Annotated in this window: 12 protein-coding genes; 7 read left to right on the top strand and 5 right to left on the bottom strand. The window is 73.1% G+C overall.

Features of this window, described 5'->3' with window-relative positions; translation table 11 throughout:
- Positions 1-133: 133 nt before the first annotated feature.
- Entirely contained in the window at positions 134-829 is a 696-nt protein-coding gene (locus ACOTKD_RS04800) for a SanA/YdcF family protein (RefSeq protein ID WP_424887971.1), read from the top strand.
- Here the strand turns inward: ACOTKD_RS04800 and ACOTKD_RS04795 are convergent.
- On the bottom strand, positions 826-1,773 hold the full coding sequence (locus ACOTKD_RS04795; protein ID WP_424887595.1) for a trypsin-like serine peptidase: 948 nt from the start codon (positions 1,771-1,773) through the stop codon (positions 826-828). The two genes, ACOTKD_RS04800 and ACOTKD_RS04795, sit on opposite strands and share 4 nt — an antisense overlap.
- A 148-nt stretch (positions 1,774-1,921) precedes the next feature.
- Positions 1,922-2,710: a sulfite exporter TauE/SafE family protein gene (locus tag ACOTKD_RS04790; RefSeq protein ID WP_424887594.1), complete on the bottom strand. Its 789-nt coding sequence runs from the start codon at positions 2,708-2,710 to the stop codon at positions 1,922-1,924.
- A gap of 208 nt (positions 2,711-2,918) precedes the next feature.
- On the opposite strand from ACOTKD_RS04790, the gene ACOTKD_RS04785 reads away from it, so the two are divergent.
- Positions 2,919-3,332 (top strand): nitrite reductase (NAD(P)H) small subunit, encoded by a 414-nt coding sequence (locus ACOTKD_RS04785; protein WP_424887593.1) that lies wholly within the window; start codon positions 2,919-2,921, stop codon positions 3,330-3,332.
- Between the two features lie 137 nt (positions 3,333-3,469).
- Entirely contained in the window at positions 3,470-4,399 is a 930-nt protein-coding gene (locus ACOTKD_RS04780; protein ID WP_424887592.1) for an oxidoreductase, read from the top strand.
- Positions 4,400-4,425: 26 nt separating this feature from the next.
- On the opposite strand, the gene ACOTKD_RS04775 is transcribed toward ACOTKD_RS04780, so the two are convergent.
- Complete coding sequence (locus tag ACOTKD_RS04775) at positions 4,426-5,025, bottom strand: hypothetical protein (RefSeq protein WP_424887591.1); 600 nt, start codon at positions 5,023-5,025, stop codon at positions 4,426-4,428.
- A 220-nt stretch (positions 5,026-5,245) separates the two neighbouring features.
- Between ACOTKD_RS04775 and ACOTKD_RS04770 the strand changes: the two genes are divergently transcribed.
- The 4 genes from ACOTKD_RS04770 (at position 5,246) to ACOTKD_RS04755 (ending at position 10,247) form a co-directional block, all read left to right on the top strand.
- Positions 5,246-7,144: an APC family permease gene (locus ACOTKD_RS04770; RefSeq protein WP_424887590.1), complete on the top strand. Its 1,899-nt coding sequence runs from the start codon at positions 5,246-5,248 to the stop codon at positions 7,142-7,144.
- Between the two features lie 73 nt (positions 7,145-7,217).
- Positions 7,218-8,465 carry an ABC transporter substrate-binding protein gene (locus tag ACOTKD_RS04765; RefSeq protein WP_424887589.1) on the top strand — a complete coding sequence of 416 codons (1,248 nt, stop codon included), beginning with the start codon at positions 7,218-7,220 and terminating at the stop codon, positions 8,463-8,465.
- 1 nt (position 8,466) lies between these two features.
- Positions 8,467-9,384 (top strand): carbohydrate ABC transporter permease, encoded by a 918-nt coding sequence (locus ACOTKD_RS04760; RefSeq protein ID WP_424887588.1) that lies wholly within the window; start codon positions 8,467-8,469, stop codon positions 9,382-9,384.
- A gap of 17 nt (positions 9,385-9,401) precedes the next feature.
- Positions 9,402-10,247 (top strand): carbohydrate ABC transporter permease, encoded by an 846-nt coding sequence (locus ACOTKD_RS04755; RefSeq protein WP_424887587.1) that lies wholly within the window; start codon positions 9,402-9,404, stop codon positions 10,245-10,247.
- 36 nt (positions 10,248-10,283) lie between these two features.
- Here the strand turns inward: ACOTKD_RS04755 and ACOTKD_RS04750 are convergent, their stop codons facing one another.
- Both ACOTKD_RS04750 and ppdK read right to left on the bottom strand, forming a co-directional pair.
- Complete coding sequence (locus tag ACOTKD_RS04750; RefSeq protein ID WP_424887586.1) at positions 10,284-11,336, bottom strand: ArsR/SmtB family transcription factor; 1,053 nt, start codon at positions 11,334-11,336, stop codon at positions 10,284-10,286.
- 674 nt (positions 11,337-12,010) lie between these two features.
- Entirely contained in the window at positions 12,011-14,728 is a 2,718-nt protein-coding gene (gene ppdK, locus ACOTKD_RS04745) for a pyruvate, phosphate dikinase (protein WP_424887585.1), read from the bottom strand.
- Positions 14,729-14,991: the final 263 nt, after the last annotated feature.

The raw sequence follows: 14,991 nt of genomic DNA, 5'->3' as shown, positions 1-14,991 counted from the left end.
AGCGACGGCGCGGGCGGCCGCGGGCCACGGTTCCGGACGTGGCGCAGGGGGCACGGCCCTGACCTGCGGGAGCCGGGAACCGGCCGGGTGTCCGGCGCGTCCTTACCGGTCGACGGGGAGAGTGATCGACATGATGCGGGGCCGCGTGCTGCGGATGCGGATACGGCTGCCGCGGACGCGCCGGGAGCGGCGGCGGCTGCTGTGGGCCGCCGTGGCCGGCTGCGTGCTCGGTCTGCTGCCGGCGACGTGGGTGTACGCGGCGGCGGAGCCGCGGGTGCGGACCGTTGCCGACGTGCCGGCCGCCCCGGTCGCCATGGTCTTCGGCGCGGGCCTGTGGGACGGCAAGCCGTCCCCGTACCTGGCGCACCGCCTCGACGCGGCGGTCGAGCTGTACCGGGCGGGCAAGGTCCGGGTGGTGCTGGTCACCGGCGACAACAGCCGCGAGGAGTACGACGAGCCGGACGCGATGCGGGCGTACCTGACGGAGCGCGGGGTGCCGGCGGACCGCATCGTGAGCGACTTCGCGGGCTTCGACACGTGGGACTCGTGCACGCGCGCCGTGCGTGTCTTCGGCGTGAAGAAGGCGGTGCTCATCACCCAGGGCTTCCACGTCCGGCGGGCGCTGGCGCTGTGCGGGGCGGCGGGGATCGACTCGTACGGGGTCGGGGTGGCCGCCAAGCACGACGTGACCTGGTACGCGGGGGGTGCGCGGGAGGTCTTCGCGTCGGGCAAGGCGGCGCTGGACGCGATCGTGCGGCCCGGGCCGCGGTTCCTGGGGCCGCACGAGCCCGGGGTCGAGCAGGCGCTGGCGGACGAACCCGCGCGCTAGCCGCGCTCGGGCTCCCGGTCGTTTATGGCGTCCAGGTACAGCTTGAAGATCTCGTCGTCGTTGACCGGGCTGTACGAGATCCGGGCGCTGTCGTCGCCGTCCGGCCCGCCGCCGTTGAGGCCGCCCAGCACGCCCACGAGGTCGCCGGTGCGCGTGCGCTCGTCGAAGTGTGTGAGCCACGGGCTGCCGGAGGTGCCCGAGACGAAGCCGTCGCAGCGCATCCGCAGCTGGTTGCGGTCTTCGAGGCGGGTGGTCATGGCGGTGCAGCGGACGGCCTTGTCGGCGGGGTCGTCGTCCGCGTCGGGATAGCCGATGACGGTGACCCGGTTGACGTAGCCGGGCGTGCGGACCAGCCGGTTGGCGCCGGTGACGCGCTCGATCTGGCGGCCGCGGCCGTCGGCCCTGACGGTGGCGAAGGCGAAGTCCAGGTCGGAGCCCGCGCCCGTGTCGCTGCGGCGGGGGTCGGCGTAGACGTGGTCCACCGGCCACACCCCGTACGGCTGCTTGCCGGCCCCGGCCCGGTAGTCGGGGACGAACGCCGCGTCGTCGCCGATGGAGCAGTGCCCGGCCGTGACGATCAGATTGCCCTTGGGGCTGTGCACCACGCTGGCCGTGCAGTGGTGGTCGCGCATGTCCTCGCCGACGGAGAAGAGCATGCCCACGGACGGCACCCCGTCGAAGTGGCGGGCGCTGCCGGTGATGCGCTGCGCGTCGGGCACGGCGTCGCCGTTCTCGCCGTCGGCGCCGTCCTGCGCCGACTGCTCCATCCGCGTCGGGCCCCAGAACCGCCGGGCCTCTTCGCTGGACCAGCTGCCCTCCCGGCCGTGGCCACCGGCCCCGCGCGGCACGGCCGCCGCGAGGGCGACGACATAGAGCCCCGCGAGCACGGCCCGGACCCACCGGGCCCGGCCCCACCGGGAGAAACGCACGAGAACCCCCACCACGTCAGGAAGGTAGTGGTCAGGCTAGCCCCATTCACGGGCGCACCGGATCGCGCCGGGCCTATTTAAGGGATTTCTTATGCAAGTGCCAGCCGTTCGGTGCAGCCGGGCGCCTTTGCGCAGCTCAGACGGCCCCGGCGGCGTGGGCGGGTCAGCCGCCCCACTGGTCGTATCCCAGCTTGCACACCAGCGACAGGACCACCACGACGAGCACCACCCGGACGAAGCCGCTGCCCCGCTTGAGGGCCATGCGGGCGCCCACCGCGCCGCCGGTGAGGTTGAACAGCGCCATGGGCGCGGCGATCTGCCAGATCACGGCGTGCTGGAAGGAGAAGGTGACGAGCGCGCCCACGTTGGTGCACACATTGACGATCTTGGAGGTGCCGGAGGCCGTCACCAGGTCCATGTGCAGGATCGCGGCGAGGGCGAGCACGAGGAACGTGCCGGTGCCGGGGCCCATGAGCCCGTCGTAGAACCCGATGCCGAGGCCCGCGACGACGATCGCGGCGAGGACGCGGCGACGCGACACCGGCCCGGCCTCCGGGAGCGCGCCCGTGCCGAAGGAGGGGCGCAGCAGCACGAAGGCCAGCACGGCCACCAGGATCGCCATGATCAGCGGGCGCAGGACGGCGCTGCTGATGGCGGAGGCGAAGAAGGCCCCCGCGAAGGAGCCGCCCAGCGCGGCGAGGCCGATGCGCAGCGCGGTGCGCCCGTTCACCGGTGCGCGGCGGGTGTAGGTGACGGCGGCCGCCGCGGTGCCGCAGATGGCGACGGCCTTGTTGGTGCCGATGGCGTGCGGGACCGGTACGTGCGGCAGGGCCACCATCAGCGCGGGGAGCTGCAGGAGGCCGCCGCCGCCCACCACGGCGTCCACCCACCCCGCCGCGGCCGCGGCGAGGCAGAGCACGAGCAGCGTCGTCAGCGATATGTCGGTGGTCACCCCGGCGATCGTACGGGTTCCGCCCAACTCGCCTGCGGAAGACGGCGGCAGGCCGCGCCGGAGCCGGACACACAGCCGTCACACCTGTGGTGAAAACGTGTGCCACGGTGGCGACAGACGGCGGCGGCTGTGCCACAGTGCTGGGCGCTCCGCAGCCCGGCCCGCTCCCCCACCGTCCCTGCCCGCTCTCCCGAAGGGACCTCCCGCGATGACCGTCGCTCCCGAGCAGCTCCCGCCCGCGCCCGCCTCCGCGCCCGTCTCCGCAACTGTCTGCGCACCCGGCTCCGTACGCGCCTCCGTACGCGTCGAGGCGCTCCTCGGGCGCCGCTGGCACGCCCTCTGCGAGCTGGGCGATCTGACGCCCGGCCGCGGGGTGGCGGTCCTGCTGCCGGACGGCCAGCAGGCCGCCGTCTTCGTCGACCGGGCGGGGCGCGCGTACGCCATAGGCAACCAGGACCCGTTCAGCGGGGCGTACGTCCTCGCGCACGGCCCGCTGGGCTCCGCGGGCGGGCGGCCCTACGTCACCTCACCGCCGGCCGGGCGGCGGTTCGACCTGACGGACGGCCGGTGCCTGGACGACGCCGCCGTGTCGGTCCCGGCGTATACGGTCCGGCTGCGCTGAGCGGGGGCGCCCCGCGGGCGGGCCACCGTATCGGGCGAATGCCCGCCCTGCACCCGCACCCCCTCGCCTACGCTGGGACCGACGAGGGCTACTGACGCGTATGTGCCGGGTGCGGACCGCAGAGGAGCGCAGCAGACGTGACTGGATGGAACGCGAGCGAGATCCCCGATCAGAGCGGCCGCACGGCGGTGGTCACGGGCGCCAACAGCGGCCTCGGCTTCGTCACGGCCCGCGAGCTGGCGCGGCGCGGCGCGCGGGTCGTCCTCGCCTGCCGCGACGCGACGCGCGGCAAGGCCGCCGAGGAGCGGGTCCGCGCGGCGGCGCCCGGTGCCGACGTGCAGTTCGCCCCGCTCGACCTCGCGGACCTGTCCTCGGTGCGGGCCTTCGCCGCGGACCTGCCCGGCGACCGGCTGGACCTGCTGATCAACAACGCCGGGGTGATGGCGCTGCCGCAGCGCCGCACGGTCGACGGGTTCGAGATGCAGTTCGGCACGAACCATCTCGGCCATTTCGCGCTGACCGGGCTGCTGCTGCCGCGGCTGCGGGAGGCCGGGCACGGCGCGCGGGTCGTCACCGTCGCCAGCGGGCTGCACGTCCTGGGCACGGTCGACCCGCACGACCTCAACATGGAGCACCGCTACCGCCGCTGGATCGCCTACGGCCGCTCCAAGAGCGCCAACCTGCTGTTCACGCACGAACTGGCGCAGCGGCTGACGGCGGAGGGCTCGCGCGTCATCGCCGTCGCCGCGCACCCCGGCTACGCGGCAACGAACCTGCAGACGGCCGGGGCGCGGATGGAGGGCCGGGAGGCGGCCGAGCGCCTCGCCGAGCTGGCCAACCGGCTCTTCGCCCAGAGCGCGGAGCAGGGGGCGCTGCCCACCCTGTACGCGGCGACGGCGCAGGACGTCCGGCAGGACGACTACTTCGGGCCGCGCTTCGAGTTCCGCAGTGCGGGGACGCCCACGCGGCGGGCGGTGCGGGCGTGGTGGACGCGGAACGATCGTGCGAGTGCGGGGCTCTGGGCGGCGTCGGAGCGGCTGACGGGCGTGACGTACGACTGGCTGTGACCCGGACCTGACCCTGGTCATTGTCCTCAATCGCCGGACAGGCTCTTGTGGGTGAGCGCATCCAGCAGCCGCCGCGCCCCCTCCCCGTCGATCCGTTCCGCCAGTTCCGTCAGCGGTGCCCCGCCCTCCCGCAGCAGGCCGCTCTCGCGGGCGCGCCGCACCCCGGTGTCCAGCCAGTGCCAGAGCAGCGGGTTGGCGACGAGCACTTCCGGGTCGAACTCCACGCGGTTGCCCCCGGCGTCCCGCAGCACGAGCCGCGGTGTCATGCCGTCCGCGCGGCGCACCTGCGTGAGCAGGTCCGTGCGGACGCGCTTCTCGCCCAGCAGGCCGCGCACGGCGAGCCAGCCGTCGCCGGCGGTGACCTTCTGCGGCAGCAGGACGGCCAGCAGGAGCGCGCCGAGGCCGGTCCAGCAGGCGGCGCGCGGCCAGTCGAGCCCGCCGCGGGCGAAGTCGGCGAGGACGAGGACGCCCGCGAGGGCGGAGCCGCAGTACCAGGCGGCCCGCGCCTCGCGCCGCCAGCCCCGGTCGTGGGCGAGGACCGCGCCGCCGGGCGGCCGGGCCTTGGTCCGTGCGGTCTGCGCGACGGGTCCGCCCGCCCGCGCCTTCGAGAGCTGTCGCCGTCCCATGCCCGAGACGCTAGGCCCGTACCAAGGGCGGAACGCCCGGTGTTGACGGGGTACTGACGCCACTTGGGCCAACCCTTACGCCTCGCTGACGTAACCGGAGCCTGCCCGTCAAGAACACGTGAAGATCCCTCCGGAACGCGCCAAGAGCCCGCCAAGGATGTGCGCGGGCGCGCGGGGCCGGTTGCACGCTGGGCGTCCCACTCACGGAGGTACGAACAGAATGTCCCTGCTCGCGCACGCGAACCAGCGGCCCGAAGGGGCCGGCGAGGAACCCCCTGATACCGGCGCCGCGCAGCCGTCCGCCGAGGACCGGCACCGGCTGACCGCCCCTCAGGGGCTCGCGGCCCTCTCGCTGGACGCGATGGCGTCGGTGGCCTACGGGCCCGAGTCGATCGTCCTGGTGCTGGCCGCGGCGGGCGCGTACGGGCTGGGCTTCACGCTCCCCGTCACCTTCGCGATCGCCGCGCTGCTGGCGGTCCTCGTCGCCTCCTACCGGCAGGTCATCGCGGCGTTCCCGGACGGCGGCGGCTCCTACGCGGTCGCCAAGCGGCACCTGGACCGGCGCACCGCCCTGGTGACCGCGGCCTCCCTGGTGCTGGACTACGTGCTGAACGTGGCGGTGTCGGTCACCGCCGGCGTCGCCGCCCTGACCTCCGCCTTCCCCTCCCTCTACGGCGACCGGCTGTGGATCTGCCTGGCCGTGCTGGCCCTGGTGACCGGGGTGAACCTGCGCGGCATCGTGGAATCCGCGAAGTGGTTCATGGTGCCGACGGCCGTGTTCGTCGGCTCGGTCCTCACGATGATCGTGGCCGGGCTGCTGCGGGACGCCCCCGCGAGCACCGAGGCCGCCACCGGGCACGCCTCCGTGCTCGCCGGGAACGCCACGTCCGTGGGCGCCCTGCTGCTCCTGAAGGCCTTCGCCGCCGGCTGCTCCGCCCTCACCGGCGTGGAGGCCGTGGCCAACGCCGTGCCGGCCTTCCGCGCGCCGGCGCAGCGGCGGGCCCAGCGCACGGAGGTCGCGCTGGGCGCCCTGCTGGGCGTCATGCTGATCGGCCTGGCGGTGCTCATCGGCCGCTTCCACCTGCAGCCGGTGGCGGGCGTCACCGTCCTCGCGCAGCTCGCCGACGCCTCGCTCGGCCACAACTGGGCGTTCTACGTGGTGCAGTTCGCCACGGTCCTGCTGCTGGCGCTGGCGGCGAACACGTCCTTCGGCGGGCTGCCCGTCCTGATGGCCCTGCTGGCCCGGGACAACTACCTGCCGCACGTCTTCGGCCTCAAGGCGGACCGGCAGGTGCACCGGCACGGCGTGCTGGCCCTGGCGGCGGTCTCCGCGCTGCTGCTGGTCTTCTCCGGGGGCGACGTCAACACGCTCGTGCCGCTGTTCGCGATCGGGGTGTTCGTGGGCTTCACGATCTGCCAGGTCGGCATGGTGCGGCACTGGCGGCAGGAGCGCTCGGCGGGCTGGCGCGGCAAGGCGCTCCTCAACGGCTCCGGCGCGCTGCTGACGGGTGTGTCGGCGGTCGTGGTCACGGCCACGAAGTTCGAGGAGGGCGCCTGGCTGATCGCCCTGGCGCTGCCGCTGATGGTCCTGGTCTTCGAGGCCGTGCACCGTTCGTACGGGCGAATCGGCGAGCGGCTGGGGCTGGGCCGGGTGCCGGAGGCGCCGCGCCGCTGCCACAGCGTGGTCGTCGTGCCCGTCTCCTCCCTCTCCCGGCTGACCAGCAAGGCCCTGACCGCGGCCGTGTCGCTGGGCGACGAGGTGATCGCGGTGACCGCCGTGCAGCCCGACGCGGAGGGGGCGCGGGCCGCCGAGACCCTGCGGCGCGACTGGGAGCTGTGGAACCCGGGCGTCGACCTCGTCGAACTGCCCGCGCCCACGCGGGCCCTGGGCCGGCCCATCGTCGCCTACGTCCACGAGCTCACCGACCGGCACCCCGACAACCGCGTCACGGTCCTGATCCCCGAGGTCGAGCCCGCCCGCATCTGGCAGCGGCTGCTGCAGAACCAGCGCGGCGCGGTCGTGGCCCACGCGGTGCGGCGGGACACGGACGCGGTGATCTGCCGCCTCCGCTTCCGCATCGGCGCGGAACCGGCCCGGCCGGCCGACACGCGGCGGTAATCACCCTGTCGTAATCCTCCCCCATCGTTGATCGTTGGTCCGTACGGTCCCGACCGCGAGGGGGAGAACCGACATGCCGATCAGCCGCAGACTGCTCTTGGCCGGGGGTGCGGGCATCGCACTGACCGGGTGCGGGTCCAACACGGGGCGCGGCGGGGAGGGTTCGGGCCGGCCGCGGCTCTCCCACTGGTACCACCAGTACGGCGAGGCGGGCACGCGGCAGGCGGTGGGCCGGTACGCCGCCGCGTACGAGGACGCCGACGTGCGGATCGAGTGGCGGCCCGGGAACTACGACCAGCAGACCGCCGCAGCCCTGCTGACGGACTCCGGGCCGGACGTCTTCGAGGTCAACGGCCCGACCCTGGACCAGATCCGCGGCGGGCAGGTCGCCGACCTCACCGGCCTGCTGGAGGGCGTCAAGGACGACTTCGACCGGACCGTCCTCGCGCCGAAGACGTGGGACGGCCGCGTGTGGGCGGTCCCCCAGGTCGTCGACACCCAGCTGCTCTACTACCGCCGCAGCCTGCTGGAGCGGGCCGGGGTGCGGCCGCCGCGCACCCTGGACGAGCTGGTCGACGCCGCGCGCAGCCTCACCCGCGGCACGGTCAAGGGCCTCTTCCTCGGCAACGACGGCGGTGCGGGCGTCCTCGGCGGCACGCCCCTGTACGCGGCGGGCCTCTCGCTCGTCACCGCCGACGGCAGGCCGGGGTTCGACGACCCGGCCGCCGCCCGCACCCTCGGCAAGCTGCACCGGCTGTACGCCGACAAGTCGCTGCTGCTGGGCGCGCCCGCCGACTGGTCCGACCCGTCGGCCCTCGTCCAGGGGCTGACCGCGATGCAGTGGTCCGGGCTGTGGGCGCTGCCGCAGGTGAAGAAGGCGCTCGGCGGCGACTTCGGGGTGCTGCCCTTCCCCGCCGACGGGCCCGCGGGCAAGCCGGCCCTGCCCGTCGGCGCGTACGGCGCGGCCGTCAGCACGCGCGGCAAGCGGCAGGAGGCGGCGAAGGCGTACGTGAAGTGGCTGTGGGTCGACCGCAGCGACTACCAGGAGGACTTCGCGCTGTCGTACGGCTTCCACATCCCGGCCCGCAAGTCGCTGGCGGCCAGGGCCGGCAAGCTGAGGGAGGGTGCGGCGGCCGAGGCCGTACGGTTCGCCGCCGACCACGGCTACGCCCAGCCGCTGCTGTGGACGGTCGCCGCGCAGAGCGCCTACCAGGACGGGCTCAGCCGGATCATCAAGGAGGGCGCCGATCCGGAGCGCGAGGTGCGGGCGGCGGTGGGGCGGGCCGCGGAGGAGCTGAAGCGCGCCGGGAAGAAGGCCTGACGTGGCGGCGTACGGTGCGGTGCGCCGGCGTCGGCAGGCCCTGTGGTTCTGGGTGTTCACCGGCCCCTTCGTGCTGGGTCTCGTCCTCTTCACGTACGTGCCGCTGGGCTGGAGCGTGTGGCTCAGCTTCTTCGACGCGCACAACACCGTCTCCCCCACGGACTTCACCGGTCTGGACAACTACCGGCAGGTGCTCGGGGACCCCGCGTTCCGCTCCTCGCTGGGCACGTTCGTGCTGTTCACGGCCTTCATCGTGCCCGCCACGTACGCCCTGTCGCTGGGGCTCGCGCTGGCCGTGGGCCGGCTGCGGCGGGCGCGGGCGTTCTTCCGGTCGGTGTTCTTCCTGCCGACGGCGTGCAGCTACGTGGTCGCCGCGCTGGTGTGGAAGCTGTCGGTGTTCAACGGCGTGCGGTTCGGGCTGGCCAACACCGTGCTGGGCTGGTTCGGCGCCGAACCGGTGGCGTGGCTGTCGACCACCGACCCGCCCTGGTACTGGCTGGTCGTGGTGACCGTCCGGCTGTGGCTCCAGGCGGGCTTCTACATGGTGCTGTTCCTCGCCGGGCTGCAGCGGATCCCGCCGCAGCTGTACGAGGCGGCGGCCGTCGACGGGGCGCGGCCGGGGTGGCAGACGTTCCGGCACATCACCTTCCCGGCGCTGCGGGCGACGTCGGTGGCGGTGGTGCTGCTGCTCGTCATCAACGCCTTCCAGGCGTTCGACGAGTTCTACAACCTGCTGGCGGACGCGCGCGGCTATCCGCCGTACGCCCGGCCGCCGCTCGTGTACCTCTACTACACAGCGCTCGGGCAGGGGCAGAACCTCGGGGTGGGCAGCGCGGGAGCGGTGGTGCTGGCGCTGGTGATCGCGGTGGTGACGGTGGTGCAGTCGCGCTGGTCGGGGCTGGGCAGGAGGGAGGCATGAGGCGGACGGACGGAAGCATGAGGCGGACGGACGACGCCCTCGTACGGGCCGGGCGGGCGCTGCGGCTGGTGCTGCTGGTCGCGCTCGCCGGGCTGTTCCTGATCCCCTTCTACCTGCTCGTGCGGAACGGGCTCGCCGCCGAGGCGGACATCACCTCGCCGGAGTGGACGTTCTTCCCGTCCGAGGTGCACTGGTCGAACGTGCGGGAGCTGTTCGCCGACCCGGACGTGCCGATGGCGCACGCCCTGCTGAACTCGGCGCTGATCGCGGTGGCGACGACGCTCGGCACGCTGCTGCTCGCCTCGCTCGCGGGCTACGGCCTGGCCCGGATCCCCTACCGGTGCTCCGGCGCCGTCCTGGCCGCGGTCCTGGGCACGCTGCTGGTGCCGGCGGCGGTCACCTTCGTGCCGTCGTTCGTGCTGGTGTCGTCGCTGGGCTGGGTCTCCAGCCTGCGCGGGCTGATCGTGCCGACGCTGTTCAGCGCCTTCGCATGCTTCGTCTTCCGCCAGTACTTCCTGGGGTTCCCGCGGGAGCTGGAGGACGCGGCGCAGGTGGACGGCCTCGGGCCGTGGCGGACGTACTGGCTCGTGGTCGTGCCGAACACGCGGCCGGTGTTCGCCGCGGTCGGCACGATCGTGTTCATCGGGGCCTGGAACTCGTTCCTGTGGCCCCTGGTCATCGGCCAGGACCGCGACGCGTGGACCGTCCAGGTCGCCCTGTCGACGTTCACGACGGCCCAGGCCGTGCACCTGCACGAGCTGTTCGTGGCGGCGGCCGTGTCGGTGGTACCGCTGCTCGTGGTCTTCCTGGTGCTGCAGCGGTACATCGTGGCGGGGGTGGAGCGCTCCGGGATCGACGGCTGAGCCCCCCCGGCCCACGCCGGGCTGGGGGTCCGGGGGTCATCCCCCGGGAGACTGCAGCATCGTTGCCGGGGTGGAGCGCTCCGGGATCGACGGCTGAGGCGGCCTGGGCGCGAGCGGTGTCGCCTTGTGGCCGCCGCGCAGGAGGGCCGCGCCCAGGGGCGTCAGGGTGTGCATCACCGCGCTGCCGTTGCGCAGCGTCAGGACCAGGCCCGCCTCGCGCAGCACGCCCGCGTGCTGGCTGGCCGAGGCCGCGGACACGCCGACGCGGCGGGCGAGTTCGCTGGTGGTGCAGCCGCCGCCGATGGAGCCGAGGACCGCAGAGCGGGTGTGCCCGACGAGCTTGCCGAGCGAGCGCGGCGCGGCCTGCACGGCGGGCGCGGACTCCGACATGTGCCGGGCGGGGTAGACGAGGACCGGGGTGAGTTCGGGGTTCTGGTAGGTGACGGGCGTGCGCCGGCAGAAGAAGGAGGGAACCAGCAGCAGCCCGCGGCCGTTGAGGTGGACGTCGCGGTCGACGGGGTAGTCGGCTTCCAGGACGGGCGCGCGCCAGCGCATCATGGGCGGGAGTGAGGAGAGCAGGGCGTCCGCGCCGCCGTCCAGCAGGGCCCGGCCGCGCACGGCCCGGTCGGCCTCGATCTGGGCCTGGATGTGCTGCCAGTAGGGTGCTATCGCGGCCTCGTGGTAGGCCTGGAGCGCGCCGGTGAGCTTGGCGAAGGCGCGCTCGTCGCCCTCGGCCATGGATCGTATCCAAGCGGGGAGCGTCCGGGCCGTGGAGAGCCGGCCGAGCTCGCGGTGCACCCGCTCGCCCGGCGTCTCGCGCAGGGCCTGCATGCCGGAGTCGAGTCCGAGTACCCCTTCGGGGGGTGTGAGGAAGTCCGGAAAATACCCGCGGGAAGGCACCAGCGGGGCGAGAAGCCGAGTTTCACCATTCAACCTGGCGCGGGTTTCCGAGCGCCAATCCCCGAAGATCGACTCGCCTTGTTTGTCCCGGAGCCGGTGGAGGCTCAATACGGTTTCCCAGAGTGCGTCCGGGTCTCCGGCCAGGCGCAACCGGGCCAGATCGAGTCCCGTGAAATGGACGCGCAGCACCAAACCCCCACATGAGACATCCGCAACCACCCCCCGCTCACTGAGTATGCACACCGATACGAGCTGTTACCACGCCCTTTTGGCCACAGTTGAAAGGACTCGCGGGGAACGCGGGGGAAGCGAAATGCTATTCACGCACTCGGGGCCGCGCCCCGCTCGTTCCCGTGGGGGGTGGCGAGCGAAAAAGCGGCCGCTGAGTATGCGAGTTGCCGCCCGAGCCGATGCGGGCGGCAACAACTCCCGGTGGGGGAGTAAAGAGGGGCGGCGCTCCCGCACGAGCGCCGCCCCTTCGCCCTGCCCGGCACAGGGAAGCCACAGGTCGGGCACATCTCGGGCGCAGGATCACCACAGGATGACCACGCGCCGGTAACCCCCGCGTCATGTGCCGGAGACACCGCCGCCCCACCACGCGCCCCACGGGCCCCACGGGAGCGGCGTTTTCCGGCCACCAGGGTTCCGGATGAGGGGCCTTGGTCCGTACCGGACGGTCCGTGCGCAGGCGGTCGGGCGCGGGCGCACGCGGGCGGATCATACGCGTGCGAAGGGGCGGCCCCCCGCACGGGTGCCGCCCCTTCGAGGTGCTGGAGCCGCCGCCGGGGCTGAGGGTCGGGGTCGCCCGGGCGGCGGCTCCGCCGCGCCGGCCCGGTTCGTGCCGGGCCGGCGCGGCAGCCGCGTCAGCGGCTGTCCGAGCCCCCCTTGCCGAGCGCGGCCGCACGGCCGGCCTCCAGGCGTGCCACGGGGATGCGGAAGGGGGAGCAGGAGACGTAGTCCAGGCCCACCTCGTGGAAGAAGTGCACCGAGTCCGGGTCGCCGCCGTGCTCGCCGCAGACGCCGAGCTTGAGGTCGGGGCGGGTGGCCCGGCCGGCCTCGGCGGCCGCCCGTACGAGCGAGCCCACGCCGTCGCGGTCGATGGTCTCGAAGGGGCTGACGCCGAAGATGCCCTTCTCCAGGTACGCGGTGAAGAAGCTCGCCTCGACGTCGTCGCGGGAGAAGCCCCACACGGTCTGGGTGAGGTCGTTGGTGCCGAAGGAGAAGAACTCGGCGGCCTCGGCGATCTGACCGGCCGTGAGCGCGGCGCGCGGCAGCTCGATCATGGTGCCGAGGGTGAGCCCCAGGCCGGTGCCGGTGGCCCGCTCGACCTCGGCGATGACCCGCTCGGCCTCCTCGCGGACGATCTCCAGCTCCTGGACGGTGCCCACCAGCGGGATCATGATCTCGGCGTGCGGGTCGCCGCCGGCGTTGCGCCGCTCGGCCGCGGCCTCGGCGATGGCCCGCACCTGCATGGCGAACAGGCCCGGGATGACGAGGCCGAGGCGGACGCCGCGCAGGCCCAGCATCGGGTTCTGCTCGTGGAGCTTGTGCACGGCCTGCAGCAGGCGCAGCTCGTTCTCGTGCGGCTCGTGACGGGCCTCGGCGAGCGCGACCCGCACCGACAGGTCGGTGATGTCGGGCAGGAACTCGTGCAGCGGCGGGTCGAGCAGGCGCACCGTGACGGGCAGCCCGTCCATGGCCTCGAAGAGCTCGACGAAGTCGGACTTCTGCAGCGGCAGCAGGGCCTTGAGGGCCTCGTCGCGCTCGTCCTCGTGGTCGGCCAGGATCAGCCGCTCGACCATCTCGCGGCGCTCGCCGAGGAACATGTGCTCGGTGCGGCACAGGCCGATGCCCTGGGCGCCGAAGCGGCGGGCGCGGGCGGCGTCCTCGGCATTGTCGGCGTTGGCCCGGACCTGCAGCCGGCGCCCGCCGTCCGCGTAGGTCATCACGCGGTGCACGGCCTTGACGAGCTCGTCGGCGTCCTCCGCGGCGCCGTCCGCGCGGCCCTCGAAGTACTCGACGACCGGGGAGGGCACGACGGGCACCTCACCGAGGTAGACCTTGCCGGTGGAGCCGTCGATGGAGACGACCTCGCCCTCCTCGATGACCACCCCGCCGGGGGCGGTCATCCGGCGGCGCTTGGTGTCGACCTCCAGCTCCTCCGCGCCGCAGACACAGGTCTTGCCCATGCCGCGGGCGACGACGGCGGCGTGCGAGGTCTTGCCGCCGCGGGAGGTGAGGATGCCCTCGGAGGCGATCATGCCGTCGAGGTCGTCGGGGTTGGTCTCGCGGCGGATCAGGATGACCTTCTCGCCCGAGCGGGACCACTTCACGGCGGTGTACGAGTCGAAGACGGCCTTGCCGACGGCGGCGCCGGGCGAGGCGGCGATGCCCCGGCCGAGCAGCTCGGTGTTGGCCTTCTCGTCGAAGCGCGGGAACATCAGCTGCGCGAGCTGCGCGCCGGTGACGCGCTGCAGCGCCTCGGCCTCGTCGATCAGGCCCTGGTCGACCAGCTGGGTGGCGATGCGGAAGGCGGCGCCCGCGGTGCGCTTGCCGACGCGGGTCTGCAGCATCCACAGCTTGCCGCGCTCGATGGTGAACTCGATGTCGCACAGGTCCTTGTAGTGCGTCTCGAGCGTCTCCATGATCTGCATCAGCTGGGCGTAGGACGCCTTGTCGATGCGCTCCAGGTCGGCGAGCGGCACGGTGTTGCGGATGCCCGCGACGACGTCCTCGCCCTGGGCGTTCTGCAGGTAGTCGCCGTAGACGCCCTGGTGGCCGCTGGCGGGGTCACGGGTGAAGGCGACGCCGGTGCCGGAGTCGGGGCCGAGGTTACCGAAGACCATGGAGCAGATGTTGACGGCGGTGCCGAGGTCGCCGGGGATGCGCTCCTGGCGGCGGTAGAGCTTGGCGCGGTCGCCGTTCCACGAGTCGAAGACCGCCCGGATGGCGAGGTCCATCTGCTCGCGCGGCTCCTGCGGGAAGTCCCGGCCGGTCTCCTTGGCGACGGTGCCCTTGAACTCCTCGACCAGGCGCTTGAGGTCGGCGGCGTCGAGCTCGACGTCCGTGGTGACGCCCTTGGCCCGCTTGGCCTCGTCGAGCGCCTCCTCGAAGAGCTCGCCGTCGACGCCGAGCACGGTCTTGCCGAACATCTGGATGAGGCGGCGGTAGGAGTCCCAGGCGAAGCGCTCGTCGCCGGCCTGGGCGGCGAGCCCGGCCACGGAGGCGTCGGAGAGCCCGATGTTGAGGACGGTGTCCATCATGCCGGGCATGGAGAACTTGGCGCCCGACCGGACCGAGACCAGCAGCGGGTCGTCCGCCTGCCCCAGCTTCTTGCCCATCCGCTTCTCGAGGGCCTCGAGGTGGGCCGAGACCTCGTCGCGCAGGGCCGTGGGCTCGCTGCCGCTGTCGAGGTAGACCTTGCAGGCTTCGGTGGTGATGGTGAAGCCGGGGGGTACGGGCAGGCCGAGGTTGGTCATCTCGGCGAGGTTGGCGCCCTTCCCGCCGAGCAGGTCCTTCAGGTCCTTGTTGCCCTCGGTGAAGTCGTAGACGAACTTCTGCTGATCTGTGGTTTCCGGCACGGGACTCGACTCCTCACTGGGGTCCCCCCGTACACAGTTGGGGGAAGGCGTGCTCAAACGTGCTGACGGCGGGGAGCGTACCCAGATCGAAGGCTTATGAGGAGGTCCACCCCCCGGCCATATGGGCGTAACCGCCTGTCAGCCAGCAGATCGAAAGTCACGCCCCGGTAAAGGGTCCGGAAGCCGGTTGTTCGACTTCTGAAGACAGAATGACAAACAGAAGCCGGGGCAACACGGAGCGTCGACCAAATGGAGGATGCGGC

The organism is Streptomyces sp. XH2 (genome assembly GCF_049725035.1).
GTDB lineage: Bacteria > Actinomycetota > Actinomycetes > Streptomycetales > Streptomycetaceae > Streptomyces > Streptomyces roseoverticillatus.
Note: the sequence above shows the minus strand (reverse complement) of the source record. Positions and strands in the feature narration are given on the sequence as shown.

Excerpts from the sequence above, each read along its gene's own strand:
- ACOTKD_RS04770 (WP_424887590.1), top strand. The coding sequence starts at position 5,246 with ATGTCCCTGCTCGCGCACGCGAACCAGCGGCCCGAAGGGGCCGGCGAG.
- ACOTKD_RS04775 (WP_424887591.1), bottom strand. The coding sequence starts at position 5,025 with ATGGGACGGCGACAGCTCTCGAAGGCGCGGGCGGGCGGACCCGTCGCG.
- ACOTKD_RS04755 (WP_424887587.1), top strand. The coding sequence starts at position 9,402 with ATGAGGCGGACGGACGACGCCCTCGTACGGGCCGGGCGGGCGCTGCGG.
- ACOTKD_RS04785 (WP_424887593.1), top strand. The coding sequence starts at position 2,919 with ATGACCGTCGCTCCCGAGCAGCTCCCGCCCGCGCCCGCCTCCGCGCCC.
- ACOTKD_RS04800 (WP_424887971.1), top strand. The coding sequence starts at position 134 with ATGCGGGGCCGCGTGCTGCGGATGCGGATACGGCTGCCGCGGACGCGC.
- ACOTKD_RS04765 (WP_424887589.1), top strand. The coding sequence starts at position 7,218 with ATGCCGATCAGCCGCAGACTGCTCTTGGCCGGGGGTGCGGGCATCGCA.